This window comes from Sphingomonas sp. P3_C5 (genome assembly GCF_056402635.1).
The window spans coordinates 425,388-443,073 of the sequence record NZ_JBFUHA010000004.1 but is presented as its reverse complement, the minus strand read 5'-3'; the positions used below and the strand labels follow the sequence as shown (position 1 = coordinate 443,073).

At 60.0% G+C, this 17,686-nt stretch carries 18 protein-coding genes; 12 read left to right on the top strand and 6 right to left on the bottom strand.

Annotated elements, in window-relative coordinates; translation table 11 throughout:
• The first annotated feature begins 6 nt into the window (after window positions 1–6).
• The 10 genes from AC1DVS_RS13225 (at window position 7) to AC1DVS_RS13180 (ending at window position 8,280) form a co-directional block, all read left to right on the top strand.
• Window positions 7–1,008 carry a quinone oxidoreductase family protein gene (locus AC1DVS_RS13225; protein ID WP_478023674.1) on the top strand — a complete coding sequence of 334 codons (1,002 nt, stop codon included), beginning with the start codon at window positions 7–9 and terminating at the stop codon, window positions 1,006–1,008.
• Window positions 1,005–1,784 (top strand): SDR family oxidoreductase, encoded by a 780-nt coding sequence (locus AC1DVS_RS13220; protein WP_478023673.1) that lies wholly within the window; start codon window positions 1,005–1,007, stop codon window positions 1,782–1,784. Before AC1DVS_RS13225 ends, AC1DVS_RS13220 begins: the two co-directional genes overlap by 4 nt.
• Before the next feature lie 140 nt (window positions 1,785–1,924).
• Window positions 1,925–3,544, top strand: a complete 1,620-nt coding sequence (locus tag AC1DVS_RS13215; protein ID WP_478023671.1) for a class I adenylate-forming enzyme family protein — start codon at window positions 1,925–1,927, stop codon at window positions 3,542–3,544.
• Entirely contained in the window at window positions 3,541–4,317 is a 777-nt protein-coding gene (locus AC1DVS_RS13210) for an SDR family NAD(P)-dependent oxidoreductase (RefSeq protein WP_478023669.1), read from the top strand. The genes AC1DVS_RS13215 and AC1DVS_RS13210 overlap by 4 nt, the downstream gene beginning before the upstream one ends.
• A gap of 60 nt (window positions 4,318–4,377) precedes the next feature.
• A complete protein-coding gene (locus tag AC1DVS_RS13205) occupies window positions 4,378–5,142 on the top strand; it encodes an SDR family oxidoreductase (protein ID WP_478023667.1) in 765 nt (254 codons plus the stop codon).
• A gap of 136 nt (window positions 5,143–5,278) precedes the next feature.
• Complete coding sequence (locus AC1DVS_RS13200) at window positions 5,279–5,731, top strand: hypothetical protein (protein ID WP_478023665.1); 453 nt, start codon at window positions 5,279–5,281, stop codon at window positions 5,729–5,731.
• On the top strand, window positions 5,728–6,117 hold the full coding sequence (locus tag AC1DVS_RS13195) for a MaoC family dehydratase (RefSeq protein ID WP_478023663.1): 390 nt from the start codon (window positions 5,728–5,730) through the stop codon (window positions 6,115–6,117). Before AC1DVS_RS13200 ends, AC1DVS_RS13195 begins: the two co-directional genes overlap by 4 nt.
• Before the next feature lie 15 nt (window positions 6,118–6,132).
• On the top strand, window positions 6,133–6,681 hold the full coding sequence (locus AC1DVS_RS13190) for a VOC family protein (protein WP_478023661.1): 549 nt from the start codon (window positions 6,133–6,135) through the stop codon (window positions 6,679–6,681).
• A 1-nt stretch (window position 6,682) separates the two neighbouring features.
• Window positions 6,683–7,531, top strand: a complete 849-nt coding sequence (locus AC1DVS_RS13185) for an alpha/beta fold hydrolase (protein WP_478023659.1) — start codon at window positions 6,683–6,685, stop codon at window positions 7,529–7,531.
• Window positions 7,528–8,280 (top strand): SDR family NAD(P)-dependent oxidoreductase, encoded by a 753-nt coding sequence (locus tag AC1DVS_RS13180; RefSeq protein WP_478023657.1) that lies wholly within the window; start codon window positions 7,528–7,530, stop codon window positions 8,278–8,280. Before AC1DVS_RS13185 ends, AC1DVS_RS13180 begins: the two co-directional genes overlap by 4 nt.
• 41 nt (window positions 8,281–8,321) lie before the next feature.
• On the opposite strand, the gene AC1DVS_RS13175 is transcribed toward AC1DVS_RS13180, so the two are convergent.
• The 6 genes from AC1DVS_RS13175 to AC1DVS_RS13150 all read right to left on the bottom strand — a co-directional run bounded on the left by AC1DVS_RS13175 (window position 8,322) and on the right by AC1DVS_RS13150 (window position 14,736).
• Window positions 8,322–9,593 carry a cytochrome P450 gene (locus AC1DVS_RS13175; RefSeq protein WP_478023655.1) on the bottom strand — a complete coding sequence of 424 codons (1,272 nt, stop codon included), beginning with the start codon at window positions 9,591–9,593 and terminating at the stop codon, window positions 8,322–8,324.
• 426 nt (window positions 9,594–10,019) lie between these two features.
• The gene (locus tag AC1DVS_RS13170) at window positions 10,020–10,550 is read right to left on the bottom strand and encodes an ester cyclase (protein WP_478023653.1); all 531 of its coding nucleotides are present in this window, start codon (window positions 10,548–10,550) and stop codon (window positions 10,020–10,022) included.
• Between the two features lie 180 nt (window positions 10,551–10,730).
• Window positions 10,731–11,561, bottom strand: a complete 831-nt coding sequence (locus AC1DVS_RS13165) for an SDR family NAD(P)-dependent oxidoreductase (protein WP_478023652.1) — start codon at window positions 11,559–11,561, stop codon at window positions 10,731–10,733.
• Between the two features lie 599 nt (window positions 11,562–12,160).
• Complete coding sequence (locus tag AC1DVS_RS13160; RefSeq protein WP_478023650.1) at window positions 12,161–12,700, bottom strand: flavin reductase family protein; 540 nt, start codon at window positions 12,698–12,700, stop codon at window positions 12,161–12,163.
• A 399-nt stretch (window positions 12,701–13,099) separates the two neighbouring features.
• Window positions 13,100–13,750, bottom strand: coding sequence for a TetR/AcrR family transcriptional regulator (locus AC1DVS_RS13155; RefSeq protein WP_478023649.1), 651 nt, complete (start codon window positions 13,748–13,750; stop codon window positions 13,100–13,102).
• A gap of 20 nt (window positions 13,751–13,770) precedes the next feature.
• Window positions 13,771–14,736, bottom strand: coding sequence for a VOC family protein (locus AC1DVS_RS13150; RefSeq protein ID WP_478023647.1), 966 nt, complete (start codon window positions 14,734–14,736; stop codon window positions 13,771–13,773).
• On the opposite strand from AC1DVS_RS13150, the gene AC1DVS_RS13145 reads away from it, so the two are divergent.
• Both AC1DVS_RS13145 and AC1DVS_RS13140 read left to right on the top strand, forming a co-directional pair.
• A complete protein-coding gene (locus AC1DVS_RS13145; protein ID WP_478023646.1) occupies window positions 14,723–16,150 on the top strand; it encodes a thiolase family protein in 1,428 nt (475 codons plus the stop codon). The genes AC1DVS_RS13150 and AC1DVS_RS13145 overlap by 14 nt on opposite strands.
• On the top strand, window positions 16,147–17,679 hold the full coding sequence (locus tag AC1DVS_RS13140) for a class I adenylate-forming enzyme family protein (RefSeq protein ID WP_478023644.1): 1,533 nt from the start codon (window positions 16,147–16,149) through the stop codon (window positions 17,677–17,679). Before AC1DVS_RS13145 ends, AC1DVS_RS13140 begins: the two co-directional genes overlap by 4 nt.
• Window positions 17,680–17,686 lie beyond the last annotated feature (7 nt).

Here is a 17,686-nt window from a genome sequence, read left to right as displayed (position 1 = left end):
ATGACCATGAAAGCACTGCTACTTGAAACTGGAGACGGTCCCGAAGCCACTCGTGTTGCCGAAGTTCCCAATCCGGAACCCGCCAACGGTGAGGTTCGGGTCAAGATCAAGGCCGCCTCAATCAATCACCGCGAAATGTGGATTGCTCGGGGCCAGTATCCTGGCATGGTCTATCCGTCGGTAATGGGCTGCGACGGCGCGGGCATTGTTGACATGATCGGCGCAGGCGTCACTGGCGTTTCACCAGGCGATGAGGTGGTGATCTACCCTGGCCGCAACTGGGGTCCGAACCGCCATGCCCCGCAAGCCGAATTCGGACTGATCGGCATGCCGTTTCCCGGCACTCTCGCAGAATATGTTTGCGTGCCTTCGGAAAACCTTGCGCCCAAGCCCGCCAATATGACTTGGGAGGAAGCCGCCGCAACCGTGCTAACCGGCCTGACTGCCTGGCGCGCGCTGATGTTCAAGGGGCAACTCCAAGCCGGTGAATCGGTGCTGATCAGCGGTGTCTGCGGCGGTGTCGCCACATTCGGCCTGGCCTTCGCCGTTGCCTTGGGCGCCAAGGCTTATGTCACGGCCGAAAATGAAGAAGTCCTGGCACGGGCCCGCGACATGGGAGCGCTGGGCGGCCTCCTGTACACCGATCCGGATTGGCGCAAGCAGGTTGGCAAGCTGACCGGGGGAATCGACGTGGTTCTCGACGGTGCGCCGGCACCAAGCTATGCCAACTATGTCCGCGCAATCAATCCGGGCGCCCGCATCGTGATCTACGGTTCCACCGCGGGTGACAAATTCGAGGTGACAGCGACAGGCATATTCCTGAAAAGCGCCAGCATTGTTGGCAGCCAGGTGGGCGATCCCAAGGATTTTGCCGACATGCTCGCGTTCGTTCAGAAACATGCGATCAAGCCGGTCATCGAGAAGTCCTTCCCGCTTGCCGAGGCACGCGAAGCGCTGCTCTACCTCGAGAAGCAGCACTCATTTGGCAAGGTGGTGGTGACCGTATGACCGGTCTGTTCGATCTTTCGGGCAAGATCGCGCTCGTTACTGGCGGCGCGCAGGGCCTTGGCCGGATGATCGCAGAGGGTCTGCTGCGCGCGGGCGCCACTGTGGTGATCACGTCGCGCAAGCCCGAGATCTGTGCTGCCGCAGCTTCGCAAATGTCGGCTCTGGGCAAGTGCGTTGCCATGCCCAGCGATCTCGCATCGCCGCAATCGGCGGTGGATGTTGCCCGCCGCATGCGCGAGGAACTGGGGGGCAAGCTTCACGTTCTGGTCAACAATGCCGGCAAGACGTGGGGCGGACCGATCGGCAGCTTCCAGGACAAGGCCTGGCCGGACGTGATGGCCGTCAACGTGCAGATCCCTTTCACTCTGGTGCGCGAGCTGCTTCCGGAGCTGGAAGCTGCCGGCACCGGGGATGATCCGGCCCGTGTCATCAACATCGGCTCCGTCGCAGGCAGGTCGACAGAGCGATTGAGCGCCTATTCCTATGCGGCCAGCAAGGCTGCCCTGCACATGCTCAGCCGCGATCTGGCGGGCGATCTGGCTGGGCGCAACATCAATGTGAATGCGATTCTGCCCGGCTATTTTCCGACCAAGATGACCGCGCATATGCGGGACGCAGACGATGTCGATCCAGCGGTGCTGGAGAAGATTCCGATGCGCCGGATGGGGCGTGAGAACGAGATCGCAGGCACTGTCGTGTTCCTGTCGTCACTCGCCGGCGCCTACATCACGGGGGCAGAGATTCCCGTCGATGGCGGCATTATCGGCTGCGGCTAGACTACCTATCGTTGGAAGGGTGAAACAGGTCACCTCTCTGATGACTGAGTTGGTCAGCAAATTTTCCGGAGGGAACTGAATTGGGCGGCGTTAGCGAAGACCCGGCGCGATTGCGGATCACGGCAAGTCCGCTGGGCGACATGCTGCTGAAGACGTGGGATGCAAATCCGAGCGAGGAAGCGCTCGTCTTCCCGACGGCTCGCCGGACCTATGACGAAGTCGTGCATTCAGTACTGCATCGCGCACGGGGACTTGTCGCACAAGGGATAGGCCCTGGCGATCATGTCGGCATCCTCCTGCCCTCAGGCATCGAATTCGTTGAAACCCTTTTTGCGGTTTCGATGATCGGCGCCGTGACCGTGTTGATGAACGCGCGCTATCGGCCGCGCGAAATCGCCTACGTGGTAGAGAACGCAGACCTCGTTGCCTTGGTCACCAACAGCGAGGCAAGCGACTTCGTCGATTTTTCGCTCCGGATCCACGAAGCCTTTCCGTCGCTCCAGACCTGCACTGATCCACATCGAGTTGCGCTGGAAGAAGCGCCGTTGCTGCGCCGCCTGATCCTGCACGGCGGCAGGTCCTCGCCAGGCTTCGTGAACCAGGAGGCGTTCGATCAGGCTGCGGCGCAAGTCGATGAGGTGCAAGTTCATGAGCGCCGCCTCGCCGTCCGGCTGCGCGACACCTGCATGATCCTCTACACCTCGGGAACCTCGGCCAATCCCAAGGGCTGCCTGCTCAGCCACGAGGCCGTCAGCCGCGAGGCAACAAACCTGGCCCGCAATCGCTGGGCGTTCACGCGCGACGAGCGGGTCTGGTCGCCCATGCCCCTGTTCCACATTGCCGCAATGCTGGCGATGCTGGGTGCCATCGATGTGGGCGGAACATTCATCGGACAACCGCACTTTGATGCTGGCGAGAGCCTTCGCCAGATCGAAGCCGAGCGGGCTACCATGATGTTCCTGCCGTTCGTCACCTTCCACCAGGCCATGATCGCGCACCCGGATTGGCAAACGGCTGACATGAGTTCGATCCGTTTGACGAACACCTGCTTCAGCCAGATGCCGAAGTCTGTCAGTGATGCATATCGGGCAAAGTTGCCGAATGCCCTCCACGTTGGCACCTTCGGCATGTCTGAAGCAACCGGCATCGTCAGCACTGGAGGTTTCGATATGGACCCCGAGATGGGGTTCCATGCTCTGGGCTACCCGCTCAAGGGCATCGCGGTCAGGATCGTCGATATCGAAACCGGTCGCGACCTGTCCCCTGGCCTGCGCGGCGAAGTGTGGATCAAAGGCTACAATGTCCTGGACGGATATTACCGCGACCCGGTGAAGTCGGCAGAGGTCATCGATCCCCAAGGCTGGTACCACAGTGGCGATATCGGCTCGGTCGACGAGAATGGCCATGTCCAGTTCCACGGCCGCTTCAAGGACATGCTCAAAGTCGGCGGCGAGAACGTCGCAGCTGCGGAGGTCGAGGCAATTCTCGACGCGCACGAAGATGTTGAACTGTCGCAGGTCGTGGGTCTCCCCGATAGCCGGCTGGAAGAGATCCCCGCCGCCTTTGTGAAGCTGCGCAACGGGCGTGCACCTTCCGAAGCCGAACTGGCCGCCTTTGTTCGGGAGCGGATCGCGTCATTCAAGGTCCCCAGGCACATTCGCTTCGTGGACGAGTGGCCGATGTCGGCTTCAAAGATCCAGAAGTTCAGGCTGCGTCAGCAATTGATGGCCGAACTCGGTCTCAGCGACAGGGGGGAATGACCATGCGCGTGATTGTGACGGGCGCAGCCAGCGGGATCGGACGCGCGGTCGCGGAATCGCTTGCTGCCGATCCGGCGAACAGCCTTCTCCTCACCGATCGTGATGCCGAGGGCATTGCAAAGCTGGCGGCTCCAATGGGGGCAACGGCCGCCTCTCATGTTGCGGAGCTTTCAGAACCCGATTGCGGAACGTCGATCGTATCCGCCGCGATTGCGCACATGGGCGGGATCGATGCGGTTGTCAGCAATGCCGGGGTCATCGCAGGTGCCCCGCTGGTCGAGCAAACGATCGAGCAGTTTGAACGCATCTTTGCAGTCAACACCCGAGCGACCTGGTTGCTGGCCAAGGCAGCTTACCCTTACCTCGCGGCAAGCAGGGGCGCGTTTGTTGCAACCGCGTCGATGTCGGCTAGCCAACCGACCCCCGGTCTGGGTTTCTATTCGCCGAGCAAGGCTGCCCTTGCCATGCTCATCCGGCAACTGGCACTGGAATGGGGCCCTGACGGCATCCGCTGCAACACGGTATCGCCAGGACCGACGTACACGCCAATGACCCAGGCAGGGTATGCCGATGTTGAGCGCCGCGCCCATCGCGAAGCGATGATCCCGCTGCGCAAGCTGGGCCTGGCGCAGGACGTAGCGAATGCAATCACCTTCCTGATCGGCCCTGGCGCCAGCCACATCACCGGGATCGACATCCTGGTCGATGGAGGGATGAGCAACAACCTGATGCCGGCAACCGGTGGCGGAACCGGCCAGGCGGGCAGCAGCTAACGAAACAGGCGCGGGACCGCGCCAGCATCGAACAACGCATCACCGAGAGGACGCCCCGTCATGGATATTCGCAGCTTGTTTTCACTGGAGGGTCGCGTTGCCCTCGTCACGGGCGGCAGCACCGGCATCGGCCGGATGGTTGCCGAGGGACTCGCTGCGGCCGGTGCGCGGGTTTACATCTGCGCGCGCAATGCCGAGAAGATCGCGGCTGCCGCCTCCGCGATTGCGGGCGACGTCATCGGGATCCCGGCGGACCTGTCGACAATCGACGGCATCAATAGCTTGGTTGCCGAGATTTCTTCGCGGGAGAAAGCCCTGCATATTCTGGTCAACAATGCCGGAACGCTCGCCGAGGCCCCTCTCGACAACTTCTCGGAGGCCGAGTGGGACAGCGTTATTGACCTTAACCTCAAGTCACCTTTCTTCCTTATCCAGAAGCTCCTGCCTCTGCTGCGCGCAGGCGCGAAGCCTGATCTTCCGGCCTCGGTCATCAATGTCGGCTCGGTCGGCGCAATCAAGATCGGCCCTCGCGAGGTGTACAGCTATCAGGCTTCAAAGGCAGGGATCCACTGGCTGACGCGATCACTCGCGAAGCGGCTCGCCGGCGAGGCAATCACGGTCAATGCCATCGCGCCCGGGCTGTTCGAAAGCGAAATGACCGTCATTCCGAACGACGAGGTGCGCAAGATGATGACCTCCATGGTTCCTCGCGGCCGCACTGGCAGTGCGGAAGACATGGGCGGCACCGCAGTGTTCCTTGCCTCGCGCGCCGGCTCGTATGTGACCGGAGCCGTCATTCCGGTCGAGGGTGGACTTTCGATCTGACCGGGCGGCTGCGCCGGCACGCATCAACCCCGCGGAACCCGCAAGAGGCACGTGAGCGACATGATTCCTAACGAGATGGCCCGCAACACGATCGCCAAAGCCTCGGCCTTCCCCCTCTCTCTCTAAGGAACAGCAGATGAGCGAACTCCCCCCCGCCCCCGCCGTCGCCGGCATTTCACTGGACGGCGACAAGGTATTCACGATTACCGCCGAGGAAAACGCCGCTTTGTGCCGGGCCACAGCAACCGAACCGGCAACAGATGGCCGCGCACATCCGATCTACTATTACATCGCCACCCAACTCGCGATGGGCAAGACCGTCGCGGGCCTGTGCGCTGCATGCGAATTCGATGTCGACGATGGCCCAATGATGGGCTCGTCCGGCGTGCGAGTGGCCGAGCCGCTCATGGTTGGCGCAAGCTACAAGGTGACCGGCGAGATCGTCAGCCTGGTCCGTAAGCAGAGCCGCAAACTGGGGGTCATGGATGTGCTTACCTATCGCTTGCGCCTGCATCTTGCCGAAGGTGGCGATGCCTTGGTCGAAGTCGAGAACGTCTGGATTCTTCCTCGCAAGGAGTTGGCAGCATGAGCATTTCTATTGGCGACGACCTGCCTGATTTTGTCATCCCTTCGGTGAGCCCCGACGCAATGCGCGACTGGTCGACGTTCCTTGCCGATCCCAATCCCATCCACCTCGATGCCGAGGCGGTGAAGGCGCAGGGCTTGGGGGACAAGCGGATCAATCAGGGTCCGGCTAATGTCGCTTACATGATGAACATGTTGATGCGTGCTTTCCCCGGCTGCACCATTGCCAGCATGGATTCGCGTTTCCTCGACAATGTTTACGAAGGGGACAAGGTCACCGCCTCTGGCACAGTTACGGCGGTCGAGGGCAACCGCATCTCCTGTGACATTCTGCTCTCCGTCGAGGGCCGGGGCGTTGTCAACAGCGCTACCGCCGCCGTCATCATCTGAACGAAGGAACCCATCATGCCTAGTAGCCCCTTTGCCCATGTCTGCATGGTCGTGCACGACCTCGACAAGGCGGTCGCGGACTGGACCAAAATCCTGCGCGTGCTCGACCCGGGTCAACTCGAGCAGCGTATCGTAAAGTATGACGAGTTTTCGAGCGGTGATGACGCCGGAATGAAGTGGGCCACTTTCGTGAACGATCATGGCACCGAAATGCAGTTCATCCAGCCTTCTCCTGGCACACCAATGGGGCGCCGTCTCGAGAAGGTTGGCGAGCATGTTCACCACCTATGCTTCACCACCGATGATGTGCCGGGGGCGATGGACAAGCTGCGGGCAGAGGGTATCGATCTACCCGGCGACGGCGCGGTTAACAACGATCCCGACATGACCTGGCAAAAGTGGAGCTGGGTGGGCGCAAAGAGCACGCATGGCTGCCTGATCGAGGTTGCCAGCCCCTACGAAAGCAGGAACGACGGCAAGTGGCACCATGCCCCCGGAAAGTTCGAATATGATGGGCCGGGCGAACATCCAAGCCACACCGAGACCGTTCCGCGCGAAGGCTGACTTGACCAGCCGCATCGTCAAACTGAATGGGGATCGATTGCAGTTAACCGGAGAAGCCTATGGCGATCCGGCTGCCGCCCCAGTCCTGTTCTTTCACGGCGGCGGCCAGAGTCGTAGCGCCTGGCGCGGTTCAGCGCGGATTCTCGGTGAAGCCGGCTACCATGCCATAACCTTTGACCTGCGCGGACATGGCGATAGCGAATGGGCGCCCGACGGCGATTACCTGCTTGACGCATTCGGCCGCGATGTCGAACGCTTGCTCTTTCAGTTCGACGGGCCCGTGGCACTGGTCGGGGCCTCGCGCGGCGGACAGGCTGCGTTGGTGGGCGGCTCGCGTCATCCTGATAGGGTTCGCCTGATCATGCTTGCCGATGTCGCTCCCGTGATGAGGGACAGCGGGATCGACGGCATCCGGGCCTTCTTTGCCTGCAGCGCTAACGGCTTTGCGTCGCTTGACGAGGCCGCCGATGCCCTTGCGCAGTATCTTGGCCAGCCGCGATTGCCCGATCCCTCCCGCCTTGGCCGGGCAATGCGCACTGACACGAACGGCCGGTGGCACTGGCATTGGGACCCGGCGACCGGCAAAAACCAATTTCTTCACCCTCCGAGCGAAGGGAAGGCCGTGCTTGATGCCGCAGCACGAACGCGTTCGCCGTTGATTTTGGTTCGGGCGGAGCACAGTCATCTGGTCACCGATGAAGGTGTTGCCTTGTTCAAACGATTGGCGCCCCAGCTCGAGGTGTCGGTCGCCAAAGGGGCGGCGCACATGTTCACGGCCGACAGGAACGACCAGTTTGCCGCAGACCTGCTTAGGCAGCTCGCCGCCTATCCAGCGAGGCCTCCGGCATGAAGCGGGGTGCAGCGATGGTTATCGGCGCATCAGGAGGTCTGGGCCGCGCTTCGGCATTGGCGCTGGCGCAGGAATTCGAGGGCGTGGCCCTCACCTATCGCAAAGGTTTGGACCACGCGGAGGCACTCGCCTCGGAATTGCCCGCACAGTGCAAGGGCCTGCCAGTACATTGCGATCTGGCCCAACCCGAAAGCATTGCTGCCGCCGTTTCAACAACACTCGATTGCTATGGCGAGATCGCAACCGTCGTGTTTGCCAGCGGAGTGGCGATCGGGCAGCCCTATGTGAGCACCATTGATGAAGCCCAGTGGCGCGAGGTGATCGAGACTGAACTGTTCGGCCTGACCCGAGTGGTGTCGGCCACCTTGCCGCTGTTCCGGCGCCAGCAGTATGGCAATTATGTGATCATCGTCTCGGTAGCCAACTACAGCTTTCCCCCGGGCGATGCGCTGTCGTCGGTCCCCAAGGCAGGCATGGAAGCCTTGGGAAGAGCCATAGCCAAGGAAGAGGGAAAGTTCGGCATCCGCGCCAACATGGTGGCCCCCGGCATTATCGACGCCGGCCTCGGCCACCATTTCCTCGAGATGCTTTATACGCCAGAGATATGGGAGGCGCAGCGCAAATCAATTGCCCTGCGCCGTTTCGGTACGAGCGAGGACGTTGGCGCGGCAGTATCGTTCCTCGCATCAGACCGCGCGCGATACATCACCGGGCAGACGCTCATCGTGGACGGCGGGTTCAGTCTCTAAACAGCCGCACCTGCCGGCTCAAAGGCCAAAAGGGAACCAAGTTAGTCGGCTCCCCCTTCCGCCCACTTGCCCGTGTGCATCGGCGCTCGGGTCATGCGCATTTCTCCGAAGATGCCGCAATATTCCGGCTTAAAGTCAGGCTCCGGGTTATAAAGTTTGGGAAAGCGCGTGCAGACCTTGTCAAGCACGATGGCCAGGATCATCCGGGCCAAGCGGTTGCCGAGGCAATGATGTTTGCCGGTCCCGAAAGTCGTGATGTCCCGCGGCTTGCGATGAATGTCGAATTTCAGCGGGGCGGGATATTTGAGAGGGTCGTAATTCGCCGCCTGGGGCGAGACGAGAACCGGCGTACCCTTGGCAATCCGGGTTCCGCCCACTTCGGTATCGCAAGTCGCGAAGCGGACAAATGTGTACAGACCCGGTGACTGGTAGCGGAGGCATTCCTCCACGGCGTCGGGAATCAAAGAGCGATCGGCGATGATTTCCTCGAACTGGTCCCGGTGTTTGCACAGGTTGGTCAACATGGCGGCGGCGACCGCGGCCGTGGTGCCCTGTCCACCCGAAAGGGTGGCTAGGAGATTAGCGAGAATTTCCTCGTGGGTGATCAGTCCGGTTTCGTCCATGCGCTTGACCAGTCCGGTGAACAGATCGTCCTCGCGGGGATGAGTGCGGCGCTCGTCAAGGATCGCGTTGATCGCATTTATGACGCCGACATATGATTCGTTGAATGCCTGGGACCGCGCCTGCCCCGGTTTGATATTGGATTCGACTTCCAATTCATGCTGCAACCGACGAAAGGCTGTCTGGTGCTCAGAATCCGTGATGCCCATCGCACCTTCAATGAGGATACGCTCGATCAGTCTGTACGAAAAGTCGTGATAGGCATCGAACGGACCGCCCAGCGCCTCGACGTCATCGAGCATTTTGTCGATTATCTCTTCGGCTGATTGGCGCAGCTGCTTGATCGCCCTGGGGCCGAAATATGGATCAAAGGCAGCGCGAACACGATCGTGATTCTTACCATCCGACGCACCGATATGGATTGCGCCGTCGGCGTAGTCGAATCGTTCGTATCCGGGCTCTCTCGGAATCTCCGAGGAGAAACGAGCGCCGTCGATGTGGACCGTGCGAAGGTCGGCATGGCGACCGACGACGACGTGAACGATGCCCTCGTTGACTACGTAGAACGGGCGTCGCTGGCCCCATTCGGCAAAAATGCCGTCGAGAGCGTGGTTTCTCAAGTGATCGCCGCCCAGATCTATATCGACAACATTATCCGGATCGAGGATAATCAATTCTTCTGCTGTCGCCATAATCCACTCCAAAGACTGCAAACCTATCTTACGCGGCTTTTCTCAAGATTTGTGCTCAGTTATTTTTCCGTCATCGCACCTTCTTTTCTTAATGACGCCCGGGGCAGCCGAAGTCTGCGGCGCGAGAGCTATACTCACGCTTCTTAACCAACGTGCGGATATTACCTTTGGTGCGCCGGCCATTATGCGCCGGTATCGCAGGCCAGACAATTAGGCAAGCGCCATCAATTCCATACAGCGAGTCAAACTTCGCGTCGGACCAGCCCGGTCCGATCTGAACGCGGCGCGCGTGACCTTGGAATGTTCACGCCGGACAGAGCACCAGTCGCCACCGGCGACAATTTCGAGGACTGTGATGGCCCGGCGGCTTTGCCGGGCACATCGCATCTCCTGACAGCGAAGCTGATCAATACTCGACGGCAAAAGTTACTTGTAAGGGTCAACCGGTTGGGGTGCAGAGATGACTTCGAGGTCGATCAGCATCGAAAGCACGTCAGAGATCGAGTAGATGTGGACGATCTTGTCTCCTTCGAACTTGATCCAGCTGAACCAGAGCACGTCGAGCTGGTTACCGGTCGGCTGCACACCCATGTAGGGGCCGCCGGTGTGCTTGCCGTGGTGATGGCAAAGTACTGCAATCTCGTCGTCGCCGCGCCCCCATGCCTTCAGGACGCGATAGACGCAGGGCGGAAAGGTCTTGTAAAGTTCGAGGGCACCGGGCTTCCACTGCGCGTAGCTGCCCAGATCTGGCCGATTGGGGTTCGCATAGGTCATTTTCGACGTGTCGAAAAAGTCGTCCATTGCCCCATAGTCGCCGCGATTGAGTGCGTCGAACAAGCCCATCCACTGGTTGGCCATGAACGCCTGGCGCTCGGTCAATCCGCCAGTGATTTCCGCCCGTTTCTCGACAGAGAGAGAGAAATCGTCCAGTGTGAACGGGGGGATATAACCAGCCATCGACAACCTCCAAACCAGTGCGCACCAATGCGCTTCTTGTGAATCCAGCAAGGCCGAGTGGTTTCAGCCGGCCGGAACCTCAGACATTTACGGTCGCACCAAAATTGCAACCTGTCGCCCGACAGGGACCGTGACTCCGCCTCCGGCCCCGGCCTGCTGACCAGCGCCAAGATGCATTCCTCAAACCTGCAAATTGTCGCCAGGCGTCATGCGCAGTAGATCGGCATAGACCGGGGTGTGACAGCCAAGCCCGCCATCGACAGCAAGCTTTGCGCCGGTAACGAAACGCGCGTCATCCGAGAGAAGAAAGGCGGCCACTTGCGCAACGTCTTCGGGGCCGGCCAGTTCACGAACAAGGTGATGCTCAAGCAGAAGCGTGCAAAACTCGGGAGGCAGGTTTGACTTCACCGCGTCAGTCATGACCAGGCCGATCTCAATCACGTTGGACCTGATACCGTTCTTGCCATATTGGGTGGCAACATAGCGGGACAGGCCTTCGACGCCAGCCTTGGAGACTCCGTAAGTCGTGTATTCGAGGTGGCCCTGGCTTCCCCGGCCCGAGCCGCTGAAAACGAACGCGCCGCCTCCCGCCTCGATCATGTGCGGGATCGCGTACTTCGCGGTCGCAGCGAGGCCGCGCAGATTGACCGCCATGATCTTGTCCCACCAATCGAATTCCAGGTCGGCGAGTTGTTTGTCGTTCATTAATGCGTCGGGGTAGGTTGCAGCTGCATTGGCATGGACAGCGTTGAGCTTGCCGAATGTAGCGATCGTCTTGTCGATGCAGGCGATCACAGCCTGTTCGTCGGCGAGATCGGCTTCCACGCCAATCGCCGTCCCGCCGGCCGCTATAATCTCGGCAACAGTCTTATCAATCTGCTCCTGCCCCACGGCCGCCACCACAACCTTTGCGCCGCGCCGCGCGAGCAAATGGGCACACCGCGCACCGATCCCGGTACTTCCCCCCATGACAAGTGCAACCTTGTCATCCATCCGGTATCCGTCGGCCATTATCCTACTCCCTCAATCGGTTACGCCCAGCCTGCGCCAAATCCCGGTGGAGCCTTGCGGCGGCAAGTTGAGCAGTCGGAGGCGCCAATCGCAGGGCGCTTTGTCACGTTCTGGGTAAGCTCATCATCTTTGCTGAGCGCGCAATAACCTCATGCAGAATTGCCTGGAAACCGCGTTTATCACGTCCGCAAAAGTGAGGTTTCGATTTTGCTTTACGCCGTGTCACACCGGCAGTGGATCCGGTTATCTGGCGAACTGCCTGAAATTGGCACATTGGAAGTTGCCTCGCAGCCAAGCGGGCCAAGTCTACCGATTTTCGATCATCGACGGTACATCGGCTGCAAGTCCGATTAGCGCAGAATAGAGAATGTCGTAAGAACAATCGAAGACTTGCTGGCGATCGAAACGATCCGGCCAATCAAAGCACGCTATTGCCGCCTGCTGGACACGAGAGACATGGACGCACTTGTAGATTTTTCACGGCCGACGCAATCGTGGACGTGACTGAAGACCGTGGGCCAACCGCCAGCGGTAGGGCTGCCAGCCATTCGCACGCAGTCCTTTTTGCCATCGAATTCGCCGCCAAGCACTATCAGGCGTCAATCCATCTTCGCGAAGCCGCCGTATCTGCCCTTGTGGAACAACATCGGATCACCATCGCGTAGCATTGCCATGCGCAGCACCCGTCCCAGCACGAAGACATGATCCCCAGCGTCGGTAATCGACTCGATGCGGCATTCGATGGCCGCGATCACGTCTGGCAATAGCGGGAGGCCGTGGATGGATTCCGAAAATTCGACCCCCGCAAATTTGTCGCCTTTCCCAGCGAGCTGCGCGCACAGCGCCTGCTGGTCGCTGCCCAGCACGTTGACGCAGAAGTGCCCCGCCGCTTCGATCCGCGGCCAGGTCGATGAACGGCGATCGGGCAGGAAACCAACCAGGGGTGGGTCGAGTGAGACCGACGTGAAAGTGCCAACCACCATGCCCACTGGCTGCCCGGCCTTGGTCATGGCCGTGATGGCGCTCACCCCGGTCGGATAAGCAGCCAATACGCGGCGGAAATCAGCCGCTTCGATCACGACTTCAGACATGGATTCTCCCAGATTGGAAAAGATCGGGTGGACGACGCAAAACGGCATCTCCCTGCAATGCCGGCCGAGCGGGTTCAGGGGGCACCAAGCTTGAATACAGATTTCCGGTTCGGCAACTCGGCGGGTTTCGATGGATATCCGACGACGTGAAGCCCTCCGTCGACGTAAATCGCCTCGCCGGTCACATATCGAGACATCGACGAAACCCGGGAAGGCATCGACTGGTGCAACGTTCTTGGATCATAACGCTACTGAACGACGGCTATGACCCTCCGGCCCTGCTCGGAATTCTTTACCGCCACGCAGGCTTCCGCATCAGGCCGACCAAATTCAACGACGACGAATGAGTCTCTTTCGAAGGAGAATGTGGCAGAACCCGAGGCCAACCCTTGCAGCGCCGCCCACAACAACGGCGACCTAAGCTTCGGGCAGGCCGATTGTGGAATCCTAGTCCGTTTTCCCAATCGAGCGCATCAAAACGTCTACCGCAAATTCCTGCCATTCGGCCACGCCGTCGCTGCTGCCCAGATCGATTCCACAAATCAGTTCTAGCGCATTGCGGCTGTTTCGCGCACCGGCCGTGATCATGCAGGCGGCAGCAAAGAACCTCGCGGCATCAATGCCGGGCCGGAATACGCCCTCGGCCACGCCCCGATCAAGCAAGACTTGCAAGCGCTTGACGAATTGTTGCATCAGATCCTTGAAGGCTGCCGAAGGCTTGCGGATGGATTCCGCACAGCGACCGTGATCGATCATGAAGGCTGACAACGTCGAAAATTTGCTCGCCTGATCCAAAAGCCCGAAAAAGAGTTCCCTGATTGCCGCTTCCGGATCGGTGGAATCAGCATCGAGCCTGTTGACGTAAGACATCAACGTCATCACTTCGCGAATGACGATGTCGTAGAAAATATCGTCCTTGCTCTTGTAGTAATAATAGATCGACTGCCGGGTGATCTTTGCCCGAGCCGCAATCGAATCGATCTTTGCGGCGGCCGGACCGATCTCGTCAAACTCTAGCCGCGAAGCTTCGATGATTCGATCCAACGCGCGACTGCACTTGGGCACTTCCAGCGCACCTGACGTATCAATTGCTCCCATGACGACCTCCGCTTTTTTGCTTATGCAGCTTCGAAATTATGCGCAAATTTCTCCGGAGAAGGCGGGCCCCAATAGGAGAATACTTCTCCCGGCTCGTGGTCGGCTGCCGGCCAATCATGACCCGCCGGCACATAGTCCATGTCGGCAATATATTCGCTATAGCTGTTCCAGGGATCGCGGACATAGTAGAAGTAGTTGGAGCCCAGCAGGTGCCGGCCAAGTCCCCAGCCAACTTTATGCCCCTTGTCGATCATACCCTGCGACGAAACCCCGACATCGTGCACACTGGGCAAGTCCCAACTCGTGTGGTGCAGACCGTAATGAGTCGATCCGACCAGAGCCAACAGGTGATGGTCGGAACCATGAATGCCGTGGACGAATGCGATATGGTCGCCACACCGGTCGGACAAGCGCAACCCGAGAATATCTGCGTAAAAATCGAGCGCCTCGTCCATGTCGGCCACGAAGATGGCGATATGGGACAGCCGTCTAGGCTTTGTAGCCGGAGCAAGTGCCTTAGGCGCCGCTCCAGCCCGGCCCGGCGGAGTTGAAGGGAAGCTGAAATCCGACTTGCAGTCCGGCGAACTCTTCACCGCAACCTTGATCTGCAACGGGAGCCCGTCGGGCGACTTGAACCACAGGCCACCGTCATCGTTCAGCGGCGCGCAGCGTTCGATCTTGGCTTCGTTCAATCGCCGCTCAAATTCCGGCATGTCCTGCTCATACGCGCCGAACGAGAGATAGCGAAGCTTCTTCGAAGACCCTTCGCCGCCTTGGGATATCTTTGCCCAGCAATGGGGATTATTCCAGGCGTAAAGCTCAAGGCCACCGTCAGCAGCCTGACGCACCTCCAGGCCGAAATCAGTGTAGAATCGAGCGGCTTCTTCCAGATCCGGCACTGCGAAAGCAAAGTGATCCGCCGAGTGTACGCCGATAGCTGTGGTTGAAGCCACATCGTTCATTGCCTCAGAAATGCCTTGTGCCATCTTTCGCTCCATCCTCGAACTACCGCGCCAGGCGGTCCTGACATCTTTTAATACCCCCGATATTGCCATCGGCTTGGGCAGGTGTAAACGGGTATTCGAAACACCAGATATAAACAAGTGTTTTAAACGGGGCGCAGCCGACGCGCATAATCGGGGGAGTGAAAATGCCATGGCCTCACATGCGTTCGTTGCCGGCGTAGGAATGACAGCCTTTGGCCGCAGTGGTGACCGTGCATTGCGGTCGCTGGTGGCCGAGGCGGTCGCTTCCACACTCGCCGATGCAGGCGCATCGGTATCGGACGTCGAAATCTGTTTTTTCGCCAATGTCGGCCAAGGGGCGATCGACGGCCAGCATGCGGTGCGCGGCCAGACCGCGCTCGCGGCTGCGGGGATCGAGGGCATCCCGATCATAAACGTGGAGAACGCCTGCGCGTCGTCTTCGACTGCGCTTTCGCTGGCGTTCGCCCAAGTAGCTCACGGCGCTGTGGATGTTGCACTTGTCGTTGGCGCGGAAAAAATGTGTGTTCCCGATCGGGAAAAGATCGCAGCGGTATTCGATGGCTGCTGGGATGTGGCGAACGCCGAGGCTAATGCCGCCATGCTTGCGCTGGCAGGCGGTGACCTGATCCCGGAAGAGGCCCGTTCAAAGCCTCGTGCTCAGAGTGTCTTCATGGAAATCTACGCCGGAATGGCGCGTGCCCACATGGAAATGTTCGGCACGACTGTCGAGCAACTGGCGATCGCCGCTTCGAAGAATCACGCCCATTCGGTGTGGAATCCGCTTTCCCAGTTCCGCGACGAGTTCACCGTAGAGCAGGTGCTGGCAGCCAAGCCGGTTTCCTGGCCGCTTACCGTACCCATGTGCTCACCGGTGAGCGATGGTGCCGCAGCGGTCCTGGTGTGCTCGCAGCGCGCACTGAAGCGGTTTGCCCATGAACGCGCAGTCCGCATCCTGGCGAGCGTCGTCCGCAGTGGTCGCGATCGGCCGCTTGACGATTATCGCAATCATGTTTCCCACCTCGCGGCGCTGGACGCCTACGAACAATCGGGCGTTGATCCGAAAGACGTCTCGGTGGCCGAAGTGCATGATGCGACCTCCTTTGCCGAGATCCTGCAGTCCGAGAACCTGATGTTCTGCAAGTTCGGTGAAGGCGGGCCCCTCGCGGAAGGCGGCGCAACACGACTCGGCGGGCGGATACCCATCAACCCCTCGGGCGGGCTTGTTTCGAAAGGCCATCCGATCGGAGCTACTGGAGCCGCCCAGATTTTTGAGCTCGTGACCCAGCTTCGCGGTGAGGCTGGCAAGCGTCAGGTCGAAGCCGCAAGGCTTGCGGTTGCAGAAAACGGCGGCGGCTTCAGGGTGGTCGAAGAGGCGGCGGTTTGCATCACTGTGCTTGAAAGGATGCGTCCTTGAATGTCGCACTGATACTGTCGCGCATCGCGTCCGTTGCGCCAGATGCCCCTGCATTGGCCAGTGGGGAGCAAGTCCAGTTGGACTATGCGGGCCTGTGGCAGCGTGTGACGAAGCTGTCCAATGGCCTCGGTCAATATGCAGCACCGGGCGATCGGGTGGTGCTGGCGATGAGGAATCTCCCCGACTACCTTGTCCTGATGTTCGCTGCCCTGCACCGCGGCCTGGTGCTCGTTCCTGTCAATTCCGCGCTTCAAGTCCGCGAGATTGAGCATTGCGTTGGCGACAGCGGCGCCGTGCTTTGCTTCACCGATACCGACCATTTCGGTGGACTGAAACCACTGGAGAACCGGGTCGAGTCGCTAAAGGCGGTGGTGGACGTAGAAAGTCCGGCATTCGAGAAATTCTTTCGCGAACCGGCCAATTCCGCGCCAATCGAACGTGGCTCCGGGGATCCAGCTTGGATTTTCTACACCAGCGGAACCACGGGCCGTCCCAAAGGAGCGACGCTGAGCCACGGCAACCTCCGGGCCATGATCGCTGCGCAGCATTGCGACTATGGTACGCCTTCGACGGGTGCGTGTTTCATTCATCACGCCCCGCTATCGCACGGTTCGGGCCTGTTGGCCTTGTCGTTCGTCGCCAGCGGCGCCCTGCAGATCATTCCGGGGTCAGAGCACCGCAATGCTGACGGAGTGCTTGCCCTGGCGCGCCACTGGGGCAAGGCCAGCATGTTCTCGGCCCCGACGTTCCTCAACCGGATTGTCGCCGCCGCTTCTGCCGACCCGGCAAAGGCCGAGGGCATTCACATCATCTTCTTTGGCGGCGCTCCGATGTATGTCGAGGACCTGGCGCGTGCGCTTGGCGTCCTCGGTCCTCGACTTTCACAGATGTACGGCCAGGGCGAAAGCCCGATGACCATCAGTGGCGTTCCTGCCGCTGCCTATGCCGCGGCCAGCGGAGATCGCCTCACCCGACTGATGGCGACCGTGGGGTGGGTGCGTTCGGGCGTCGAGATCGCGATCCTCAACGAGGCTGGTAACAGGGTGCCGGACGGCCAGCCGGGCATGGTGGCAGTGCGCGGCGACGTGGTCATGGCCGGCTATTGGAACATGCCCGAAGCCAACGCGGGCACGCTGATCGATGGGTGGCTGCATACTGGCGATATCGGCGTTCTGGACGAACATGGCCTGCTTTCGCTGGTCGACAGGGCCAAGGAAGTCATCATCAGCGGTGGATTGAACATCTATCCGCGCGAGGTTGAGGAAATACTGCTTTCGCACGAGTCCGTCGCGGAAGTGTCGGTGGTTGGCATCCCGGACAGTGAATGGGGAGAGATCGTCGTTGCCGCCGTTGTCGCGCGCAAGGATTGCACCATCAAAGCCGAGGAGCTTGATGCGGCCTGTCTGGACAATATTGCAAGGTTCAAGCGACCCAAAAAGTACGTCGTAATGGATGAACTTCCCAAAAGCGCTTACGGAAAAATTCTCAAAAGAGAAGTAATTTCAATAATAACATCAAAGACATCTTAACATTCCG

Excerpts from the sequence above, each read along its gene's own strand:
- AC1DVS_RS13225 (WP_478023674.1), top strand. The coding sequence starts at position 7 with ATGAAAGCACTGCTACTTGAAACTGGAGACGGTCCCGAAGCCACTCGT.
- AC1DVS_RS13220 (WP_478023673.1), top strand. The coding sequence starts at position 1,005 with ATGACCGGTCTGTTCGATCTTTCGGGCAAGATCGCGCTCGTTACTGGC.
- AC1DVS_RS13215 (WP_478023671.1), top strand. The coding sequence starts at position 1,925 with ATGCTGCTGAAGACGTGGGATGCAAATCCGAGCGAGGAAGCGCTCGTC.
- AC1DVS_RS13210 (WP_478023669.1), top strand. The coding sequence starts at position 3,541 with ATGACCATGCGCGTGATTGTGACGGGCGCAGCCAGCGGGATCGGACGC.
- AC1DVS_RS13205 (WP_478023667.1), top strand. The coding sequence starts at position 4,378 with ATGGATATTCGCAGCTTGTTTTCACTGGAGGGTCGCGTTGCCCTCGTC.
- AC1DVS_RS13200 (WP_478023665.1), top strand. The coding sequence starts at position 5,279 with ATGAGCGAACTCCCCCCCGCCCCCGCCGTCGCCGGCATTTCACTGGAC.
- AC1DVS_RS13195 (WP_478023663.1), top strand. The coding sequence starts at position 5,728 with ATGAGCATTTCTATTGGCGACGACCTGCCTGATTTTGTCATCCCTTCG.
- AC1DVS_RS13190 (WP_478023661.1), top strand. The coding sequence starts at position 6,133 with ATGCCTAGTAGCCCCTTTGCCCATGTCTGCATGGTCGTGCACGACCTC.
- AC1DVS_RS13180 (WP_478023657.1), top strand. The coding sequence starts at position 7,528 with ATGAAGCGGGGTGCAGCGATGGTTATCGGCGCATCAGGAGGTCTGGGC.
- AC1DVS_RS13175 (WP_478023655.1), bottom strand. The coding sequence starts at position 9,593 with ATGGCGACAGCAGAAGAATTGATTATCCTCGATCCGGATAATGTTGTC.
- AC1DVS_RS13170 (WP_478023653.1), bottom strand. The coding sequence starts at position 10,550 with ATGGCTGGTTATATCCCCCCGTTCACACTGGACGATTTCTCTCTCTCT.
- AC1DVS_RS13165 (WP_478023652.1), bottom strand. The coding sequence starts at position 11,561 with ATGGCCGACGGATACCGGATGGATGACAAGGTTGCACTTGTCATGGGG.
- AC1DVS_RS13160 (WP_478023650.1), bottom strand. The coding sequence starts at position 12,700 with ATGCCGTTTTGCGTCGTCCACCCGATCTTTTCCAATCTGGGAGAATCC.
- AC1DVS_RS13155 (WP_478023649.1), bottom strand. The coding sequence starts at position 13,750 with ATGGGAGCAATTGATACGTCAGGTGCGCTGGAAGTGCCCAAGTGCAGT.
- AC1DVS_RS13145 (WP_478023646.1), top strand. The coding sequence starts at position 14,723 with ATGCCTTGTGCCATCTTTCGCTCCATCCTCGAACTACCGCGCCAGGCG.
- AC1DVS_RS13150 (WP_478023647.1), bottom strand. The coding sequence starts at position 14,736 with ATGGCACAAGGCATTTCTGAGGCAATGAACGATGTGGCTTCAACCACA.